The following is a 20,057-nucleotide window of genomic DNA, read 5'->3' as shown; positions in this document are numbered from 1 at the left end:
GGCACGCCACCCTTTGCGTCAAGCGGCTCAGGCGGGGTGATACCACCAGCACCCGTCGCGCACTTCGCGCACCGCCCGCCCCTCGACTTCCAGCCGCCGCAGATGCGCCAGCGCCTCGCCGGTCGCGAGGCCGCGCACCTTGCCGTCGATCTTGCGGCGGAACAGCACCTCGAAACAGTCGACCGCCCGGCGCGGTGCCTCGGCGATCAATGCCTCAAGCGCATCGAGCCGCTCGCGGTGCTCATCGCGCAGCGCATCGAGGCGGGGATGAAGCCCGTGAAACGGGTCCCCATGCGCGGGCAGGATCAGCAGGTCTGCCGGCAGGCCTTTCAGCTTTTCGATCGAGGCGAACCACTCGCCCAGCGGATCGGCATCAGGCTCGGTAATGCCGAGCGAGACGTTGGAACTGATGCGCGGCAACACCTGATCGCCCGCGATCATGACACCCGCCGCCTCGTTCAGCAGGCAGGCATGTTCGGGGCTATGCCCCGAACCGACGACCACGCGCCAGGGCGCGCCGTCAAAGGACAGTGCGTCGCCATCGCGGATGCGGTGATAGCCAAGCGGAAGCGGCGCGATGATGTCGCGCAACCGGCCCCAGCCCTCGGCCTTGCCGGCTTCGATCTCGTGCTCGCTCCAGCCGGCGGCGCGGCGCAGCGTCAGCACCTCTTCCGGCATATCGTCGCGCGCGTCGAGGCGGGCGAGCTGGATGGTCAGCCATTCGCCGCGCGTCATCCAGACAGGCGCGTCGAACCGCTTGGCGAGCATGCCCGCCAGGCCAATATGATCGGGATGAAAATGGGTACCGAACACCCGCGTGATACGCGTATCGGCAAGGTCGCCGGACAGGATCGCGTCCCAATCCTCGCGGCACATGGCCAGGTTCATGCCGGTGTCGACCACCGCAACCCCGCCATCATCGTCGATCAGCCAGCAATTGATATGGCCAAGCGATCCCGGCATCCGGATGCGCGCCCAGCGCACACCGCCCTCCAGCCGGTGGAGGGTGCCTGCCGCCGGGGCGAAATGCCCCAGCGGATAGCGCAGTCCCTTATCGCTCGTCGCGACGAAGCTTTGATCCTGCGTCAGCGACGCATCAGGCGATCGCGAACCGGATGTCACTTCTTGAAAAGCGTTTCCGCAGTCGGCTCGGACGGGCGCGGGCCATTTTCCTCGGCGTCGAGCGCGGCATCGGCATCGCGGCTGGCCGCTTCACGCTTGGCGCGCAGTTCCTCGATCAGTGCGGCGCGATCGCCTTCGATCTTGCTGTCGGTCGGCGCTTCGATGCCGGCCTTCTTCGCGGCCTTCGAAACCAGCGCATCCAGTTCACGCTGCGAGCAAAGGCCGAGCGTCACGGGATCCTTGGGAACGATGTTCGCGATGTTCCAGTGGCTGCGCTCGCGGATCGCCTGAATGGTGGTGCGCGTGGTGCCGATCAGCTTGCCGATGGCGCCATCCGAAATCTCGGGATGGTTGCGGATGATCCACGCGATGCCATCGGGCTTGTCCTGGCGCTTGGAAACCGGGGTGTAGCGCGGGCCCTTGGTGCGGCGGACCTGTTCGGGGCCCTTCTGCATCTTGAGGCGATATTCGGGATCAGCCTGACCGCGCTCGATCTCTTCCATCGTCAGTTCGTGCGCGCGCACCGGATCGCGCCCTGCCAGCTTGGTGGCGGCGGTATCGTCCGCAATCGCCTGAACCTCGAGAATGTGCAGGCCGCAGAAGTCCGCAATCTGTTCAAAGCTGAGCGCTGTATTGTCGACCAGCCATGAAGCGGTCGCATGGGGCATAAGCGGCTGAACCACGGTGGTTTCTCCAGATAAAATAAGGGCCGCCCCTCGCGGAGCGGCCGAACATTTCATCCGATCTAACTCTCCGCACAGCCAAGAGCAAGGTTTCTGTGCGCTTATGGAAGGGAAACGGCGTTGAAGTTGTAAGGATATAGGGTCAGTGGAGCGTCGCGCCGATGGGCGCTGCCACAAGCGCGCCGGACGGACGCCCCATGGGCACCACCTCGCCGGACAGGTCGACTTCCCAGCCGAGCGCATCGCCTTTTCGCGCGCGTTCAAGCAGCATCAGGCATTCGGCGCTGGTTTCGAAACGCGCGATCCGCGCATCGGCAAAGCGCAACAGGTCGCTCGCATGATCGAAGAAATTGCCCCGATCGGGCCGCCCGAGAAAATCGAGCGCGAAAAAGCCGTAAACATAGCTGCTACAGCCCGAGGGCGCCGCCGTCACAAGAAAACGGTACTGGCCGGCAATGGTGTAGAAAATCTCCGCCCGGCCGATATTGCCATGATGGGACAAAAGGGCGGAAAGCGTTTGTTCGTCTGGAAGCATGGGACCCGAAGCACTCTGCAATATGAACTGCAACTGCCTTCTGGTCCGACATGCTGCACCTACGCCTGCGCGGCACGATTGCCGCGTCTGGCGTGAAGCAGCCACCGCGCCCAACCCGCAGTGACTGCTTCGCAACCCGTCTAACGTCGGCGCACCGCGTTGCCTCCCTAGGGAAACTCCCTAGTGCGCCGCGCTGAAAAGCCGCGCAGCTATTGCGGCGTTCCCACCAGATAATGGGCGCGCAGCGCCGCAACCGTGGCATCGTCGATCCCCAGCCCGTCGCGGACATAGGCGTCGAACGAACCATAACGCCGGTTCACCTCGTCGAACGCCGCCTCGATATAGCTCGCGCGCACGGTGAGCACAGGTTCGAGATAGGCCGCCGGGACGGGCGTCGAGGAACGCGCCAGTGCCGCCACTGACGCGGCGTTCTTCTGTTCCAGATAAGCATTGCTGGCGAGATAATCGGCCATCACCGTCTCGCGCGGCACGCCCAATATGGTGAGGATCACCGCGCTCGCCCAGCCGGTACGGTCCTTGCCCGCCGTGCAGTGATAGAGCGTCGGCACCGCGCTAGGTGCAGCCAGCCTGTTCAGCAGCGTCTGGTACGATGCGCGCGCGCTGTCGAGCGCCACGAAATCGCGATTGGCCTCGGTGAGCATTTCGGCGCCCTTGCCTGTCGCGATCTTCGCGAAGGCCTGTTTCATATCGCCGCCAAGGCTGCCTTTGCTGTCCGCCGCGACGTCGAGCACGATATGCTCGGCCCCATCGGGCACGCGATCGGGTTCACTCTCGCGCTCGCTAACCGTGCGCAGATCAGCGACAAGGCGGACACCGGCCGCACCCAGCAGCCCGCGATCGCGCTCGGTCAGGCGATCCAGCTGGTCCGAGCGGAAGATCCGCCCCATCTTCACCCAGCGGCCATCGGCGGTGCGATAGCCGCCGACATCGCGCAGATTGGGGCTGGTCGGCAGGTGCAGGCTGCGATCGGCGACAACCAGCGGCGCACCCTTTTCGGGCACCAGCGTGAAGAAACGGCGCGACCCATCGGCTGCAGCGTCCACCTCGACCGCCCCGTTTTCGGCACCGCTGCCGATCGGCGTTCCCTGCGTAACGGGATCGCTCCCCTCGCCCGCATAAACAAGAACGCGGCCCGCGCCGGGCGCCGACCATCGCACCGTCATCCGGTTCGCGCCGGCAACCGGGCTGACACCGGCTTCGACAAAGGGGATCGCACTTTCCTGCCGGGCGGCCGCAACCGGCGCCTGATCGGCGGTTGCCGTGGCGCAACCGCTCGCAAGCGGCAGAACGCCAAGGCACATGGCAGCCACGCGCAAGCGCGCCGGCAGATATTTCATCTCACTCTCCTCTTTCCCATTATTTTCCGGACTGTTGACCACGATTGTCGTGCCAGGAGCAAGCCCCACATTGTCAGGATCATCGGGGCAAAGGCGCCGATACGGCAGGCACCGGGCCTTCCTTGCCGAACAATCCGTCAACGCGGATATTGCTGATGCTGGGGCCATGCTCGCCCATGGCCACCCACATCACATGATCGACGACATTGGGATCATCCGTCGTCCCGCCAGGCATCCCGCCGGTCGTGCCAAGCTGGATATAATCCTGCCCTGCCCGACGCTCATAGGCATATTTGTGATAATGACCGGCGAGCACCGTATGCGGCCGCCCCTTCAACAGCCCTTCAATTTCGCGAAATGCCGGGGAATCGACCTTCCAGGCCGGACGGTGCATCAGGACGAAGGTCCATCGCGCGTCCCGATTGTTGGCCAGCGCCTCGCGCACCATGCCGATCTGCGCCGCGCTGAACGCCACATTTTCAGACGACTGGATCTTCCCCGCAAGCTCGCCCAGCTTGGGCTCGCGCGCGAACAGCGCCCTGGCCTCCGCAGGATCGCCCTGAAGCACCTCAAACACGCGCTTCATCGCGTCCCCGCCATATTCCTGGAACAGCTTTGACCGGGCGATCTTCGGTTGCGGTGGGTCCTCGGTATTGAGCACGAGGAACAGCACGTCCTTGTACCGGAAATGATAGTAATCCGCGCCCAGCCGCTTGCGCCAATCCGCGAGCTGGACCGCGTTGGTCAGATCGTGATTGCCGGGCACATAGAAGAACGGCACGCTCAGCCGGCCGGTGGCGGCCTCGATCTCGCGCCATTCACGGTCAAGCTGTGCCTGATCCTCGGTATTGCCTTCGATCAGGTCGCCGATGTTGATGACGAAATCGGGCCGGAGTTGATCGACCCGATCCAGCGCCGCTTCGAACACGCCGGGGCGATGCTTGCCCGTCCGGTCGCCGACCACAACGAAACGAAATTCGCCGGACGTACCGGCGAATTCCTTTTGCGTCCGCGCCGCATCGAGTACGCCGCGATAGGGGGAAGGATCCGGCCGGGCGGCCGCCGGAGAGGCAAGGCACAGCGCCAGCGCGCCGATCCCGGAAAGCGGACGGACCATCCCCCATCGCATCGCGATCAGAACTCCGCCGTCAGATCGATACCATAAGTGCGCGGCTCACCGAACAGCGCGCCGGGGCGGCCGATGTTGAACTGCATGATGTAATATTCCTTGTCGGTGAGGTTGCGCCCCCACAGGCCGACGCGCACGCCGTCAACGCCAGGAATTTCAGCCAGCGTCAAGCGCGCGTTGAGCAGGCCGTAATCGCCGACGATATATTTACCGCCAGAGATCGTCGCGCTGACATATTTGTCGCTCTGCATCGTGTAATTGACGTTGGTCGACAGCTTGCCGATCGGCAGTGCCGGCAGGTCATAATTGAAATCAAGCGCCAGCGAATGTTTGGGCGCATTCACGAAGCGATATCCAGCCGAAATATCGGCGCCGCTGGCATCGATAATTTCGTCGTATTGCGCATCGAGATAGCCATAGTTCACGGAAAGACGCAGGTCGCGCGTCGGTGCCAGCGTCATATCCACTTCAACGCCCTTGACGGTTGCTTTGCCCGCATTGAGCACGTCCGTGATACGAATATTGTTCGGATCCGATTGAACGTTGATTTGGATGTCCTTGTATTTGGACTGGACCGCCGCAACGTTCAGGCGCAGGCTGTTATCAAGCCACTGGCTTTTCATACCCAGTTCGTACGACCAGAGCGTTTCCGAGTCGAAACCTTCGTCGAAACGCTGAATGGAGCTGGCGCGGACGTTATAGCCGCCCGATTTATAGCCCTTCACCGCCTTGGCATAGACGTTCACATTTTCAGCCGCGTCATAGCCGATCACAAAGCTGGGGCTGAAATCCTTGAACTTGCGGTCGCCATCGCCAAATCCCGGCACCTGGACGATCGCGCCGTCGTTGATCTGGTTCTTGCGGTCAAGCGTGGCCGCGCGCTGATCCCAGCTCTGCCGCAGACCGACCGTCAAATGCAGACGGCGATCCATCCATTCCGGCGAATAGGTTGCCTGGCCAAAAAGAGCCCAGCTTTCGTTCGCAATCGTTGCCGTGGTGAAGCTGCGGGTACGCGTCCTCGGGGTATAGCTATTGGAGAAATTGCTGCCGTCCTCAGAGAAGTAATACAGTCCGGCGACATATTGAATCTGAGACGCGAGCGCGTCACCTACAAACTGGATCTCCTGGCTCCACTGGTCCTGCTTGGCACGGCTGCTGTTCTTTTGCAGCGGATCAGGCCCGGTGGCACCACTCAGATAATCCTGATTCTGGAAGTTATCGAGCTTGCGATACCCGGTGATCGAGCGAATGGTGAGCGCATCCGCAACGTCCCACTCACCGATCAGGCTGTGCCCTTGTGACGTGATCGCATTGGGCAAAAGATCGCGGACGAATGCGCTGCCCTCTTTCGGACGATCGGCAGTAAGCGGATGGAGCGGCGAGAACGCGACATAGACCGGCGTATCGTCGATCTCCGAACGGTCATAGCTATAGCGCAGATTGAAGCTATTGCTCGGTTCCCAGAATACATCCGCGCGCGCGGCCTGGCGATCCTTGTCGCCCCAGCGCTTCACGCCCGTACCGGGATTTTTCACGAAACCGTTCTGCTGAATATTGGCGTAGGACAGGCGCGCAGCCAGCGTATTCCCCAACGGCACATTGATCGCAGCCTTGAAACGGCGGTTATCGTAGTTGCCGAGCGTTACCTGCCCCTTGAAGCCGAACTCGCCCAATTCGGGCTTCTTCGTGATGAAATTGATCGCACCACCGGTAGCGTTACGCCCGTAAAGCGTGCCCTGCGGGCCACGAAGCACCTCAACGCGCTCCAGTTCGGCAACCTCAAGCGCCTGCCCCTGGCTGCGCGCAACATAGACGCCGTCCATATAAACCGCGACACCGCCGTCCTGCGTGATCTGATCGTCATTCAGACCGACCCCGCGCATGAATATCTGCGTGGTCCCGGCGCTGTTCGGATGCGGGGTGAGTTGAAGATTGGGGACATTGGCGCGCAGATCGGCCAGCCCGTTGATACCCTTCGTCTCAAGATCGGCCGCAGTGAAGGCCGCGATCGAGATCGGCGTATCCTGCAACGATTCCTGGCGTTTCTGCGCGGTCACCACAATGTCGTCGAGACCGACATTCGCGGTGCCTGCGTCCGCCTCCTGCGCAAGCGCTGGTCCACCCAGCAGCGCTGCACTTGCAACGCCTCCCAGCAGGGCACGCAAAACGGGCGACGCAAAAACGCGAATAGGCAACATCGATTTCCCCTCCGTTACGGGCAGAGCGCTCACGGCACCCCTACCTTCATGACGGAAGAAAACCTACCAGCGGTTAGATAGATTGCAAGCACGATAATTTTGGGCATAGGGTACGGACAAATCCGGCCGTTCGTGCCGACCGAGGAAGAGGTGAAATGGAATTACGCGCCATCAGGCAAATGCGCGGCGAAGCCACGCGTCAGGCCATTCTCGAGGCGGCGGAGCAGATCTTCGCCAATGTCGGCTTCGATGCCGCGCGGCTGGAGGATGTCGCCTTGGCGGTGGGGATCAAGCGCCCGTCGATCATCTATTATTTTCCGACCAAGCAGGATCTGTACGACGCGGTCGAATCAGACATTTTCGAAGCGATGCACCACATGGCGGACGAAAAAATGGCGGCGGCAAGCGCCCCCCTCGCCCGCCTGCTGGCCCTGCTTGATGCCTGGCTCGATTTCCAGATAGCGCGCCCTACTGCCTCGCGGATCATCCTGCGCCTCGTCGCAGACAGCACGCCGCGGCATGGCAACCCCACGCAATTCTCGCATTCGGCGATCAGCGACATGGAAAGGGTGATCGCCGACGGGATCAAGGCCGGGGCCTTCCGCCCGCTCCCTGCGATGCACCTCGTCAATGCCGTTGCCAGCAGCGCGCTCTTCTATGTCTGCAACAGCAGCCAGTTTGGCGTCGACCGGCTCTACGAACCGGCCGAACCCGCGCGGCTGGCCGAGTTCCGCGCGCTCCTCCACCTCATGGCAAAGACTGCGGTTTCGCCAACAACCTAGACGGGTGAGCCTATGGGCCGCATACGGCCCACGACACTCAATTGACCGTCAGCACGATCTTGCCGACATGCGCGCTCGATTCCATCCGGCGATGCGCGTCGGCCGCCTGCGCCAACGGGAAGGTTGAATCGATGATCGGCTTCAGTTGCCCTTCGGCAACCAGTGGCCAGACGCTGCGAGACAGTTCGTCGGCCACAAGCGTCTTGAATTCGACCGAGCGGGACCGCAGCGTCGATCCGGTGAGCACGAGGCGCTTCACCATCACCAGCCCGATATTGATCTCGGCGGTCGCGCCGCGCTGGATCGCGATGGTGACGTGGCGGCCATCGAGGGCCAGGCATTTGAGGTTGCGCGGCACATAATCGCCGCCGACCATGTCGAGCACCGCCTGACAACCCTTGCCGCCGGTGAAGCCCTTCACCGCCTCGACAAAATCCTCGGTCCGGTAATTGATCGCAAGATCGGCACCCAGTGCGCGCGCGGCCGCGCATTTCTCGTCCGATCCGCAGGTGACGATCACGGTCAGCCCGAAAATCTTGCCCAACATGATCGCCATCGTGCCGATCCCGCTCGTGCCACCATGCACCAGCACCGTGTCCCCATCGGCCACGAAGGCGCGGTCGAACAGGTTGGTCCACACGGTGAACAGCGTCTCGGGCAGTGCTGCCGCCTCTTCCATGGAAAGCGCGGGCGGAACGGAAAGGCACTGTCCGGCGGGGGCCACGGCATATTGGGCATAGCCACCGCCCGACAGCAGCGCGCAGACCCGCTGACCCAGCATTTCGGTGGCGACATCCTCGCCGATCGCGACAATCTGCCCGGCAATCTCAAGCCCCGGAATCGTGGGCGCGCCCGGCGGCGGCGGATAATGGCCCACGCGCTGGACGATATCGGGCCGGTTCACCCCTGCGGCGGCAACGCGGATCAGCACCTCGCCCCGGCCCGGCTGCGGCACCGGGCGCTCGACGGGCTGCAACACCTCCGGCCCGCCGGTTTCGGCCGGATCGATCGCAATCATCACCTCAGGCAGTCTGGTCATTTAATTCGGTCCCCCGGCGGCACTATCTGCCCGCGCGGTTTATTGACAGTCAGGCTGTTTCGGTCAACGCTTCGGGCATGGACCTCGACGAACTTTTTTCGAAAAAACCGAATGACCCTCTCACCCTGCTCGTCAAGCAGGATCTCGATCCGCTTTCCGTGGAGGAACTCACCCTCCGGATAGAGGCGCTGCGTGCGGAAATCGCACGGGCCGAGGCGCGGATAGGCGCAGCCAATGCGCACCGGGCCAGCGCGGAAGCCCTTTTCCGCAAATGAAAGCGCCCCGATCGTCCCACCGGATAAATCCGTTGCGGCACAATCGGAGGCGATCCTTGATCGGAGCGCCTATGCTTCCGACATATAGGCAACCGAAACGGCTTTCGTCCGTTTCGGACATGGAGTGAATCGAAATGCCATCATTTGCCAGCGCGCTCGAAAAAACCCTGCACAAGGCACTCGAGGCCGCGTCCGTCCGTCGTCATGAATATGCAACGCTCGAGCACCTCCTGCTCGCGTTGATCGACGACGAACATGCGCGGCAGGTCATGGTGGCGTGTGGTGTCGACCTCGGCGATCTGCGCGGGGCGGTAACGACCTATCTCGACAATGAGCTTGATGCGCTCAAGGTTGAGGGCGAAAGCGATCCCTCCCCCACCAGCGGCTTCCAGCGCGTCGTGCAGCGCGCGATCCTGCATGTCCAGTCTTCGGGCCGTGACGAGGTGACCGGCGCCAATGTCCTCGTCGCGCTGTTCTCCGAGCGCGAAAGCTATGCGGTCTATTTCCTGCAGCAGCAGGATATGAGCCGGCTCGATGCCGTCAGCTATATCAGCCACGGCGTCGGCAAGGGCAGCACCGCGCCCGAGCCCCGCGAAGTCCGCGGCGCCGATGACGACAAGAACCAGAAGAGCGACCCCAAGCAAAAGGGCGAAAGCGCGCTCAAGCAGTTCACGGTCGATCTCAATGAAAAGGCCCGCGCGGGCAAGGTCGATCCGCTGATCGGCCGCAATGCAGAGGTCGACCGCACCGTCCAGATCCTCTGCCGCCGCTCCAAGAACAACCCGCTCTATGTGGGTGATCCGGGCGTGGGCAAGACCGCGATCGCCGAAGGGCTCGCGCGCAAGATCATCGAAGGCGATGTGCCCGATGTGCTGAAGCCTGCCGTCATCTATTCGCTCGACATGGGCGCGCTCCTCGCGGGCACGCGCTATCGCGGCGATTTCGAGGAGCGGCTGAAGCAGGTCGTGACCGAGCTTGAAAAGCTCCCGCATGCGATCCTCTTCATCGACGAAATCCACACGGTGATCGGCGCGGGCGCCACCTCGGGCGGTGCCATGGATGCCTCGAACCTGCTGAAACCCGCGCTGTCGGGCGGCACGATCCGCTGCATCGGCTCAACCACCTACAAGGAATTCCGCAACCATTTCGAAAAGGATCGCGCGCTGCTGCGCCGCTTCCAGAAGATCGACGTGAACGAACCCACGATCGAGGATACGATCAAGATCCTCACGGGGCTGCGGACCGCGTTCGAGGAACATCACCACGTCAAATACACGCCCGATGCGATCAAATCGGCGGTCGAGCTTTCGGCGCGCTACATCAACGATCGCAAGCTGCCCGACAAGGCAATCGACGTGATCGACGAGGTCGGCGCGATGCAGATGCTCGTGCCCCCGTCGAAGCGCAAGAAAACGATCACCCCCAAGGAAATCGAGGCCGTGGTGGCAACGATCGCGCGCATCCCGCCCAAATCGGTTTCGACCGACGACAAGGCGACGCTGGCCAGCCTCGACACCGATCTCAAGCGCGTCGTGTTCGGCCAGAACAAGGCGATCGAAGTGCTCTCCTCGGCGATCAAGCTCAGCCGCGCGGGCCTCCGCGATCCCGACAAGCCGATCGGCAACTATCTCTTCTCCGGCCCCACCGGCGTCGGCAAGACCGAGGTTGCGCGCCAGCTTGCGTCGATCATGGGCATTCCGCTCCAGCGCTTCGACATGTCCGAATATATGGAACGCCACAGCGTTTCGCGGCTGATTGGCGCGCCTCCGGGCTATGTCGGCTATGATCAGGGCGGCCTGCTCACCGATGCGGTCGATCAGCAGCCGCACTGCGTCCTGCTCCTCGACGAAATCGAAAAGGCGCACCCCGATCTGTTCAACATCCTGTTGCAGGTGATGGACAACGGCAAGCTCACCGACCACCACGGCAAGACGGTCGATTTCCGCAACGTCGTGCTGATCATGACGACCAATGCCGGCGCGTCGGACATGGCGAGCGAGGGCATCGGCTTCGGCAATATCTCGAAGGAAGACGCCAGCGAAGAAGCGGTGAAGCGGATGTTCACCCCCGAATTCCGCAACCGTCTCGATGCGATCGTGCCCTTCGGCTATCTGCCGCCCGAAGTCGTCAGCCGCGTGGTCGAAAAGTTCATCCTTCAGCTCGAACTGCAGTTGGCGGATCGCGGCGTCCACATCACGCTCGACGACGATGCCAAGAAATGGCTCACCGACAAGGGCTATGACAAGCTCTACGGTGCCCGCCCGATGGGCCGCCTGATCCAGGAAAAGATCAAGCAGCCGCTCGCCGAGGAACTGCTCTTCGGCAAGCTCGTCCATGGCGGCGAGGTCCGCGTCCATATGAAGGACGATGCGATGGCCTTCGAGGTGACGCCCGCCGCGCCCAAAAAGCCCAAAAAGGGCGGCGACAAAAAGATCGTTCCGGCCGCCAAGGCCTGATCCAACCGAACCCAAGCAGAACGGGGAGCTTTTTGCTCCCCGTTTTTTTGTCTGCGCTACGCCGCCCGCTCGTTCGTCTTTGCGTCGGCCAGCGGTGCGGGGCGCCCGAACAGATAGCCCTGCGCCTCGTCGCATCCTTCGGATTGCAATAGCCTGAGTTGCTCCTCGGATTCGAGCCCTTCGGCCAGCACCGGCATATCAAGGCTCCGCCCCAGCGCCAGCACCGCGCGAATGATCGCCCGGGCCTGATGGTTCGTGTCCGAATCCAGCAGGAACGACTTGTCGATCTTGATCTTGTCGAACGGGAAGGAATTGAGCGTGTCGAGCGACGAATAGCCGGTGCCAAAATCATCGATCGCGATGCTGACACCCAGCGCCTTGATTTCGCGCAACAGATGCAACGCGCGCTCCTTGTCGCTCACGATCGCGGTTTCGGTGATTTCCAGCTCCAGTCGGTCGGCCGAGAGCCCGGTTTCGGCAAGCGTGCGCGCAACGATGCCGACGATATCGCCATGCATCAGTTGCACCGGGGACAGGTTGACCGCCACCTTGCGCGGCGGGCACCACTGCGCGGCATCCGCACAGGCTGTCCGTAAGACCCATTCGCCGATCTTCAGGATCTCGCCGGTTTCCTCAGCAATCGGAATGAAGTCGGCGGGGGCAATCGCCCCGCGCTCCGGGTGGGTCCAGCGCAGCAGCGCTTCATACCCGATTACCTCGCCGGTGCGGATCGACTTCTGCACCTGATAGGCCAGCGCCAGCTGGTCGCCCGAAATGGCATCGCGCAGATCATGCGCCAATTGGCGCCGCGCGCGCGCGCTTTCGTCCATGCCCTTTTCGTAAAAGCACACCTGGTGCCCCACCATGTTCTTGGCCCGGTACATTGCAAGATCGGCGTTGTTGAGCACCTGCTCGGCGGAGTCGCCGTCGGCAGGGTAAATGGCAACGCCGATGCTCGCCCCCGGCGCCAGCCCGCCATCGCTCAGATCGAGCGCTTCGGTCAGGCATGCCTCCATGCGGAAGACGAATTCCTCCAGCTCGGCCATGTCGGCACATTGCTTGAACCCGGCAAATTCGTCGCCACCCAGCCGCGCGAGCATTTCACCATCGGCCTGTCGTTCGCACATCCGTGCCGCCAGTTGCTGGAGCACCTCGTCCCCCACCGCATGGCCGCGCGTGTCGTTGATCTCCTTGAACCGGTCCAGATCGATCGCAATCACGCCCACCTTGCGCGCGCCCAGCGCAGCGCGGTCCAGCTCGTCGCCCAGCCGTTCGTTGAAATGGATGCGGTTGGGCAGGCCGGTCAGCCCATCATGCATCGCCATATGCTTGATACGCGCTTCCGCCCGCTGCCTTTCGGTGATGTCCTCCGAAGTCGAAACCCAGCCGCCGCCCGGCATCGGACGGCTTGTGATGGAAATCATCAGATCCTCGAATTCGAGAACGACGGGCGGGCAACTGGCAGAAGCCACGCTCCAGTCGATCTCACTCAGCATCGTCTCGATCCGCTCGGGCGCCGCATCCTTGCCACTCCGCGCCTTCAAGGCGGCCGTGGTCAATTCCTTCATGCCAATGCCCGGCGCGCATATTCCTTCGGGCAGCCCCCAAAGCTCGCCGAAGCGCGAATTGGCGAGGACCAGACGTTGCTCGGCATCGAACATGCAGAGCCCCTGATGCATGTTCGAAAGCGCGGCATCCAGCTTCGCGGTCAGCGCCGCCAGTTCATCCTGCGCCTCCTTCTCCCGGCTCATGTCGCGCGTGATCTTGGCAAAACCGCAAAAATCACCGAACTCATCGACGACCTTCTCGATCGTCACATGCGCCCAGAACCGGCTGCCGTCCTTGCGCACGCGCCAGCCTTCGGCGACGAATTTTCCCTGCTCCAGTGCGGTTGCCAGTGCGCGTTCCGGGGCTCCGGCGTCGCGGTCCGCTTCGCAATAGAAACGGTGCAACGGCTGCCCGACGACTTCCGCCCGGCGATATCCCTTCAACCGCGCAGCCCCCGCATTCCAGCTCGCGATCGTGCCATCGGCATGCAGCATGTACAGCGCACAGTCGGTAATCCCCTGCACCAGAATGCGGAACTGCCGCTCGCTCTCCCGGATGGCACCCTCTGCACGGCGAATAACCGTCGTGATCACCATGCACAGCGCGGTAATACCAAGCGCCGCCAGTGCAATCGCGCCCGCCAAGGCGGGGGAAGACAGAAGGAGCGTATCGGCGCCCTCGGCATCATGCGGTATCAAGGCGACACTCGCCATCCCCACGAAATGCAACATCAGCACGGCAAGCGTCAGCAGCACACCTGCGGCAATCCCTGCACCACGCCGGTTGGACATCACCGTAAGCCGAAGGCCGGCTATCGTTGGCACAATGGCTAGGACAATGGACACCTCGACCAGCCCGGCGTGCCACTCCAGCGCGCCGGATGCGCCGAGCGCCATCATCCCCAGATAATGCATCGCGGCAATGCCACCGCCGACCAGCACCGCGCCGATGACGGCCCCCGTCATGGCCCGCTTGCGAACGGCAACGCCGAACCCCAGCGCCATCATCGCGATCGCCACCGCAAGCGAGGCGATCGTAAAGTCGACCGTATAACCGACCGCGAAACCGGGATCATAGCCGAGCATCGCCACAAAATGCGTTGCCCACACGCCAACCCCTGTCGCCAGACCAGCAGTCATGACCCAGCGCCCTTGTTCCATTGGGCGCGCCGCACAGGCCTGCCGCAACAGCAACACTGCGGAAAATGTCGACGCGATGCACATCAGTCCGGCAAGAAGAACCAGGCGCCAGTCATGCTGATAGATCATATGATGAAGCGTCATCACGCTGCGCCCTCCGGCCCATGACGCGGCCTTCTTGCGTCAGCTACGCGGCAGCGCCCCCAACGGCGGCCTGAACAAACCATTTTACCCACAACCGATATGCACCCGCTTTTGGTGCGGCAGCATCGTTTCAATGCCCAATGAACATTCAGAATTCTGCTACACACATGTTATTAGGGGCCCTATTGGGTGATAGGTTAACAACCAAATAAACTTGAATAATGACAGTGCGCCAACAGGTGCGCCACGTCGTCGCGCGGTGGAACGCTCTGGTCGAAATCCCGCTTTCGGCCTCTATCATTCTGTGCCAGTCTCACGCCTCGCTTGATTGCTTCCAACAAGACAGCAGCAGGGGATTGGCCGATGAACAGGCAGACAATCCGTGCCCGCGCGATTGCGCTTTATGACCGCTTTACCCATGAGCATCTCGACCGAAGGGCCTTCATGGCCGAACTCGTCGCCCTCGCCGGCAGTGCCGCCGGGGCGAATGCGTTGCTCACCTCCATCGCCGCCGATCCGGCACGCGCCGCGCTCACCGCGCCCGACGACAAGCGGCTTGTGATCCGCAAGGGCCCCTACGCCCTTCCCGGCCATGATGGCGAGATGAAGGGGTATTTCGCCTCCCCCAGGGTCAAGGGCAAGAAACTGCCCGCCGTCATGGTCATCCACGAAAATCGCGGGCTGAACGCGCATATCGAGGATGTCGCCCGCCGCCTCGCGCTGGATGGCTTTTTCGTCTGCGCACCCGACTTCCTGTCGATCAAGGGAGGCACCCCGCCCGATGAGGATCATGCCCGCGCGCTGATTGCCGAGCTTCATTATCCCGATGTCGTCGCGCAGGCGATCGGAACGCTCGCCCGCCTGAAAAAGCTCGACAACACCAATGGCAAGGCCGGGCTGATCGGCTTTTGCTGGGGCGGCGCGCTGGTCGACCGTGTGTTGATCGCGCCAGACAGCCCGGCCGATGCGGGCGTTTCCTATTATGGCATGGCCCCCTCGCCGGAGGATGCACCGAAACTGCGTGCACCGCTGCTCATGCATTTGGCGGGCAACGACAGCCGCGTGAACGCAACCGCCACCCCCTGGGCCGAAGCGCTGAAGCGCGCCGGCAAGCCCGCCGAGGCCTACACCTATCCGGGCGTCGATCATGCCTTCAACAATGACAGTTCAGCCGCACGCTACAACAAAGCCGCCGCCGATCTCGCCTGGGACCGCACGATCGCATTCCTCAAGAAATATCTAGCCGAATAAAGCGTATCTCCGCTCCACTGCACCGACACCAAGGAGAGGCCCGTGACCAAGGATCTTGTTTTCTACACCAACCCCATGTCGCGCGGCCGCATCGCGCGCTGGATGCTCGAGGAAACCGGCGCCCCCTATCGCACCGAACTCGTCGCTTATGGCGAGCAGATGAAGTCACCGGGCTATCTGGCGGTCAATCCGATGGGAAAGGTGCCCGCCATTCGCCACGGCGACACGGTGGTCACCGAATGCGCGGCGATCTGCGCCTATCTGGCCGATGCTTTTCCCAAGGCCGGGTTGGCGCCTCCGAGCGACGATCGCGGCGCCTATTATCGCTGGCTGTTCTTTGCCGCCGGCCCGCTCGAAGCCGCGATCATGGATCGCCAACTCGGCGTGGAACTGCCTGCCGAAAAGCAGATGATGGCGGGCTATGGCAGCTATGACATGGCGGTCGACACGCTGGAAAAGGCGGTGGACGGCTGGGAATATGTGACCGGCGATCGCTTCACCGCCGCCGACGTCTATGTCGGCTCGCACGTCATGTGGGGCACCCAGTTCGGCACCTTGCCCAAGCGCCCCGCATTCGAGGCCTATGCTGCCCGGCTCGCAGGCCGCCCTGCCTATCAGCGCGCAAGCGAACTCGATGACGAAGCGGGCAAGGCGATGCCTCACCCCTCCGCCGCCGGGTGACACGGCAATAGATGGCGCACAAAAAAGGGGCCCGGTGGATGATCCACCGGGCCCCGATTTTTTACCTGTTCAGTCTTGCGCTTAGTCGCGGCTGCCCATGAAGCTGAGCAGGAACTGGAACATGTTGACGAAATCGAGATAGAGCGACAGCGCGCCCATAATCACCGTCTTGCCCACCATGTCCGTGCCCGCAACATAGGCATACATGCTCTTGATGCGCTGCGTGTCATAGGCGGTCAGGCCCGCGAACAGCAGCACGCCGACCGCGCTGATCACGAGGGTCAGCGTGCCCGACTTCAGGAAGATGTTGAGAACCGACGCCACAAGCAAGCCAACCACACCCATGATCAGGAAGGTGCCGAAAGCCGACAGGTCCTTCTTGGTGGTGTAGCCGAACAGGCTAAGGCCAACGAACGCCGCCGCCGTCGCGAAGAAGGTCTGCGCGATCGACGTTCCCGTGAAGACGAGGAAGATCGACGACATCGAAAGGCCCATCACCACTGCGAACGCCCAGAACAGGCCCTGCGCAGCCGCAGTCGAAAGGCGGTTGATGCCAAAGCTCAGCACCATCACGAAACCCAGCGGCGCGAGCATGATCACCCAGCGCAGCGGGGTGGTCAGCACCTGGGCCGCAAGGCCCGAATTGGCGAAGAGCAGCGCGACGACACCCGTCAGCAGCACGCCCGAAGCCATATAGTTGTAAACCGACAGCATATAGGACCGCAGCCCCGCATCGAATGCGGCATCGCGCGTTCCCGCTTGTGACGGGTACGGCGCGGCTGTCGTCCGGGGATCAGACCAGTTAGCCATTAAAAATTCTCCTTTGTCCGGCCCGATAGCCGGAATGTCCTGAATATCGGTTGAATCCGGTGTTGTTTCAAGGAAAACCGGACAAGCACTCAACCAAATCTTTTGTTACAAATTGTTGCTATGCACCGTCTCTTCGTCGCCCTTCGTCCTCCTGCGGCCATTCGCAGGCAGTTGCTCGACTTGATGGGCGGCGTCCGCGGCGCGCGCTGGCAGGACGACGAACAACTGCATATTACGCTGCGTTTCATCGGCGAGGTCGAGGGCCCGGTGGCAGAGGATATCGCCACCGCGCTCGCCCAGGTCGGCGGCCCGCCGATCGACTGCACGCTCGACAGCATCGGCACCTTCGATCGCAAGGGCAGGATCGACACGCTCTGGGCTGGCCTTACCCCGCATGACGCACTGGCCACGCTGCACAAAAAGGTCGATCAGGCCATCCACCGCGTCGGCCTGCCGCGCGAAGGGCGCGCCTATCTGCCCCATATCACGCTCGCGCGGTTCGGCCGCCATGCCGACAATATCGATCTCCACGGCTTTGCCGAACGGCATGGCGGGCTTTCCAGCCCGCGCTTCACCATGGCGCACTTCACGCTGTTCGAATCCCGCACCAGCCACGAAGGCGCGCGTTACGAGGCGATTGCGCGCTATCCGCTCAACGACTGATCAGTTCGGCAAGCCCCTTCGCGCCCTCCGTCACTTCGGCCCACGTGATGTCGAACCCAGCGTCGTCGCCATAATAAGGGTCGGCCACCGGTTGCCCCGCCCGGCCCGGAACATGGTCCAGCAACAGGCTCAGTTCTGCGGTCGCATCATCGGGGCGCAGCGCCTCCAGATCGGCATAATTGTTCGTGTCGAGCGCGATGATGTGATCGAAGCGGGTGAAATCCGCGGCGCATACCTGGCGCGCGCCATAGCTCGAAATATCCACGCCGTTGCGCAGCGCCACCGCCTGCGCGCGCGGATCGGGCGCCTTTCCGATATGCCAGTCGCTCGTTCCGGCGGAATCAACCTCGATCTCCAGCCCCCGCCGCGCCGCCTCGGCCCGCAACGCCGCCTCGGCAAGCGGAGACCGGCAGATATTGCCCAAGCACACAAACAACACGCTTTTCGTCACGATCTTCTTCATCCCTGATATGCATACGGCGCGGCTGTTCAGGCCGCGCCGCAACCTCGTCTCAATGAAAAATTCAGCCTGCCGTAAATACGCCGCAGGCGATGCGCCCGCCGCTATTTCCCGCAGGGTCGGTCATCATATCGTCCGGCCCGGCATGGACCACGAATGCCGCACCATCGGCATCCAGCAAGCCGCCGTTACCGTCCAGCTTCGCGCCGTGCAGATCGACGGTGAAGGATCCGCGGCCATCGGTGCCGATCAGCAAATTGGGCAGATCGCCGGCATGCGGGCCTTGCGGGTTCTGGGTGCCGTGCTGGCGGGCAGCCGGGTTCCAGTGGCCGCCCGCGCTCGCGAAATCGGGCGCATCGCAGCGGCCGGTAGTGTGGATATGAACGCCGTGCGCGCCTGCCGGAAGGCCAGAACCATTGACGGTCAGCTTCAGCCCTTGCGTCGTCGCCTCGGCAACCACATCGCCGCGCGCCTCACCGGCCGCGCTCAGCAATTGGGTACGCACCATTGTCGGCCCCACAGGCGCCGCCGTATCGGTTCCGGCGTCGCTTGTGGTGGCGCAGGCGGAAAGGCCAAAAGCGGCAGGCAGTATCACCCCGATGATCAACGGTTTGATTAGCTCTTTCGGCATCTTTCGCTCCTTCGCGGCATCAATTATGCCATCCCTGTTCGGAATGGCGGAAAACACTCCCTAACATCCGGACAGTACAGATCAAATTGCAAGACACGGCAAAGGGGAAATCACGATATGGCAACGCTCGTCACGGGAGCAGCCGGCTTCATCGGCTATCATGTTTCCCGTGCGCTGATGAATCGCGGCGAAACGGTAATCGGGATCGACAATATCAACGATTACTATACGCCCCGGCTCAAGGAAGATCGCATCGCCGATCTCGGCCAGATCAACAACGGCGCATTTTCATTCGTTCGCGCCGATTTTGCCGACCATGAAGCGCTCGACCGCGCGCTCGAAAATACCGCCTTCGACCGCATCATCCATCTCGGCGCGCAACCCGGCGTGCGCTATTCGCTCGAAAACCCCCGCGCCTATGTCCAGTCCAATCTGGTCGGCCATCTCAACATGATGGAACTCGCGCGCGGGCGCGGCACCCGGCACTTCGTCTATGCCTCGTCCTCGTCGGTCTATGGCAACAATGAAAGCCTGCCCTTCCGCGTCGAGGACCGGGTCGATCACCCCATTTCGCTCTACGCCGCCACCAAGAAGGCGGATGAACTGATGAGCGACACCTATGCCCATCTTTATCGCATCCCGATGACCGGTCTGCGTTTCTTCACGGTCTATGGGCCTTGGGGCCGGCCGGACATGGCGCCCTGGATCTTCACGCGAAAGATCTTCGCGGGGGAAACGATCCAGATCTTCAATCACGGCGATATGCGGCGCGACTTCACCTTTATCGACGATATCGTCGCGGGCATCGTCGCCTGCCTAGACAATCCTCCGCCCGATGACGGCCTTGAAAAGGCGGGTGGCAGCAAGGCACCGCACCGCCTCTATAATATCGGCAATAATCGTTCGGAAGAATTGCTTCGCTTTCTCGAAGTGATCGAGCAGGCCTGTGGCAGGAAAGCCATTACCGAGATGATGCCGATCCAGCCGGGGGACGTGAAGGATACCTTCGCTGATATCAGCGCAATCGAACGCGATCTGGGCTACGCGCCCACCACGCCGATCGATATCGGCCTTCCCCGCTTCGTCGACTGGTTCCGCGCCTATCACCAGATCGGCTGACCCGCCACCTGCAAGGATCGCTCCGCCGGGCAGA

The 20,057-nt window shown here is 62.5% G+C and carries 18 protein-coding genes; 7 read left to right on the top strand and 11 right to left on the bottom strand.

All coding sequences use genetic code 11. The features are described from left to right. Positions 1-27: 27 nt before the first annotated feature. The 6 genes from QYC26_RS15215 to QYC26_RS15190 form a co-directional block, all read right to left on the bottom strand. Positions 28-1,122 carry an MBL fold metallo-hydrolase gene (locus tag QYC26_RS15215; protein ID WP_317513066.1) on the bottom strand — a complete coding sequence of 365 codons (1,095 nt, stop codon included), beginning with the start codon at positions 1,120-1,122 and terminating at the stop codon, positions 28-30. After that, entirely contained in the window at positions 1,119-1,790 is a 672-nt protein-coding gene (locus tag QYC26_RS15210) for a DUF1013 domain-containing protein (RefSeq protein ID WP_317515084.1), read from the bottom strand. Before QYC26_RS15210 ends, QYC26_RS15215 begins: the two co-directional genes overlap by 4 nt. A gap of 157 nt (positions 1,791-1,947) precedes the next feature. After that, positions 1,948-2,340 carry a hypothetical protein gene (locus tag QYC26_RS15205; protein WP_317513065.1) on the bottom strand — a complete coding sequence of 131 codons (393 nt, stop codon included), beginning with the start codon at positions 2,338-2,340 and terminating at the stop codon, positions 1,948-1,950. Between the two features lie 209 nt (positions 2,341-2,549). Next, complete coding sequence (locus QYC26_RS15200) at positions 2,550-3,698, bottom strand: tyrosine-protein phosphatase (protein ID WP_317513064.1); 1,149 nt, start codon at positions 3,696-3,698, stop codon at positions 2,550-2,552. 79 nt (positions 3,699-3,777) lie between these two features. Then, positions 3,778-4,815 (bottom strand): metallophosphoesterase family protein, encoded by a 1,038-nt coding sequence (locus QYC26_RS15195; protein WP_317513063.1) that lies wholly within the window; start codon positions 4,813-4,815, stop codon positions 3,778-3,780. Between the two features lie 17 nt (positions 4,816-4,832). Further along, complete coding sequence (locus tag QYC26_RS15190; RefSeq protein WP_317513062.1) at positions 4,833-7,025, bottom strand: TonB-dependent receptor; 2,193 nt, start codon at positions 7,023-7,025, stop codon at positions 4,833-4,835. A gap of 155 nt (positions 7,026-7,180) precedes the next feature. On the opposite strand from QYC26_RS15190, the gene QYC26_RS15185 reads away from it, so the two are divergent. Further along, complete coding sequence (locus QYC26_RS15185; protein ID WP_317513061.1) at positions 7,181-7,807, top strand: TetR/AcrR family transcriptional regulator; 627 nt, start codon at positions 7,181-7,183, stop codon at positions 7,805-7,807. Between the two features lie 37 nt (positions 7,808-7,844). Here QYC26_RS15185 and QYC26_RS15180 read toward each other — a convergent pair whose 3' ends face one another. Next, on the bottom strand, positions 7,845-8,846 hold the full coding sequence (locus tag QYC26_RS15180; protein WP_317513060.1) for an NAD(P)H-quinone oxidoreductase: 1,002 nt from the start codon (positions 8,844-8,846) through the stop codon (positions 7,845-7,847). Between the two features lie 77 nt (positions 8,847-8,923). Between QYC26_RS15180 and QYC26_RS15175 the strand changes: the two genes are divergently transcribed. Together QYC26_RS15175 and clpA are read left to right on the top strand one after the other, a co-directional pair. Continuing rightward, a complete protein-coding gene (locus tag QYC26_RS15175) occupies positions 8,924-9,121 on the top strand; it encodes a DUF1192 domain-containing protein (protein ID WP_317513059.1) in 198 nt (65 codons plus the stop codon). Positions 9,122-9,255: 134 nt separating this feature from the next. Further along, positions 9,256-11,577, top strand: a complete 2,322-nt coding sequence (clpA, locus tag QYC26_RS15170) for an ATP-dependent Clp protease ATP-binding subunit ClpA (RefSeq protein ID WP_317513058.1) — start codon at positions 9,256-9,258, stop codon at positions 11,575-11,577. A 56-nt stretch (positions 11,578-11,633) separates the two neighbouring features. Here clpA and QYC26_RS15165 read toward each other — a convergent pair whose 3' ends face one another. Beyond that, positions 11,634-14,408: an EAL domain-containing protein gene (locus QYC26_RS15165; protein ID WP_317513057.1), complete on the bottom strand. Its 2,775-nt coding sequence runs from the start codon at positions 14,406-14,408 to the stop codon at positions 11,634-11,636. 363 nt (positions 14,409-14,771) lie between these two features. Between QYC26_RS15165 and QYC26_RS15160 the strand changes: the two genes are divergently transcribed. Together QYC26_RS15160 and QYC26_RS15155 are read left to right on the top strand one after the other, a co-directional pair. Continuing rightward, a complete protein-coding gene (locus QYC26_RS15160; RefSeq protein WP_317513056.1) occupies positions 14,772-15,659 on the top strand; it encodes a dienelactone hydrolase family protein in 888 nt (295 codons plus the stop codon). 42 nt (positions 15,660-15,701) lie between these two features. Continuing rightward, positions 15,702-16,340 carry a glutathione S-transferase family protein gene (locus QYC26_RS15155; protein ID WP_317513055.1) on the top strand — a complete coding sequence of 213 codons (639 nt, stop codon included), beginning with the start codon at positions 15,702-15,704 and terminating at the stop codon, positions 16,338-16,340. Positions 16,341-16,421: 81 nt separating this feature from the next. Here the strand turns inward: QYC26_RS15155 and QYC26_RS15150 are convergent, their stop codons facing one another. After that, on the bottom strand, positions 16,422-17,150 hold the full coding sequence (locus QYC26_RS15150; RefSeq protein WP_317513054.1) for a Bax inhibitor-1/YccA family protein: 729 nt from the start codon (positions 17,148-17,150) through the stop codon (positions 16,422-16,424). A gap of 120 nt (positions 17,151-17,270) precedes the next feature. Between QYC26_RS15150 and thpR the strand changes: the two genes are divergently transcribed. Beyond that, complete coding sequence (gene thpR / locus QYC26_RS15145; RefSeq protein ID WP_317513053.1) at positions 17,271-17,813, top strand: RNA 2',3'-cyclic phosphodiesterase; 543 nt, start codon at positions 17,271-17,273, stop codon at positions 17,811-17,813. On the opposite strand, the gene QYC26_RS15140 is transcribed toward thpR, so the two are convergent. Both QYC26_RS15140 and QYC26_RS15135 read right to left on the bottom strand, forming a co-directional pair. Continuing rightward, the gene (locus QYC26_RS15140) at positions 17,803-18,276 is read right to left on the bottom strand and encodes a low molecular weight protein-tyrosine-phosphatase (protein ID WP_317513052.1); all 474 of its coding nucleotides are present in this window, start codon (positions 18,274-18,276) and stop codon (positions 17,803-17,805) included. The two genes, thpR and QYC26_RS15140, sit on opposite strands and share 11 nt — an antisense overlap. 61 nt (positions 18,277-18,337) lie before the next feature. Then, on the bottom strand, positions 18,338-18,904 hold the full coding sequence (locus tag QYC26_RS15135) for a superoxide dismutase family protein (RefSeq protein WP_317513051.1): 567 nt from the start codon (positions 18,902-18,904) through the stop codon (positions 18,338-18,340). Positions 18,905-19,021: 117 nt separating this feature from the next. On the opposite strand from QYC26_RS15135, the gene QYC26_RS15130 reads away from it, so the two are divergent. Then, positions 19,022-20,023: a GDP-mannose 4,6-dehydratase gene (locus QYC26_RS15130; RefSeq protein WP_317513050.1), complete on the top strand. Its 1,002-nt coding sequence runs from the start codon at positions 19,022-19,024 to the stop codon at positions 20,021-20,023. Positions 20,024-20,057 lie beyond the last annotated feature (34 nt).

The organism is Sphingomonas sp. C3-2 (assembly GCF_033025475.1).
GTDB lineage: Bacteria > Pseudomonadota > Alphaproteobacteria > Sphingomonadales > Sphingomonadaceae > Sphingobium_A.
This window is presented reverse-complemented; position numbering and strand designations above follow the sequence as displayed.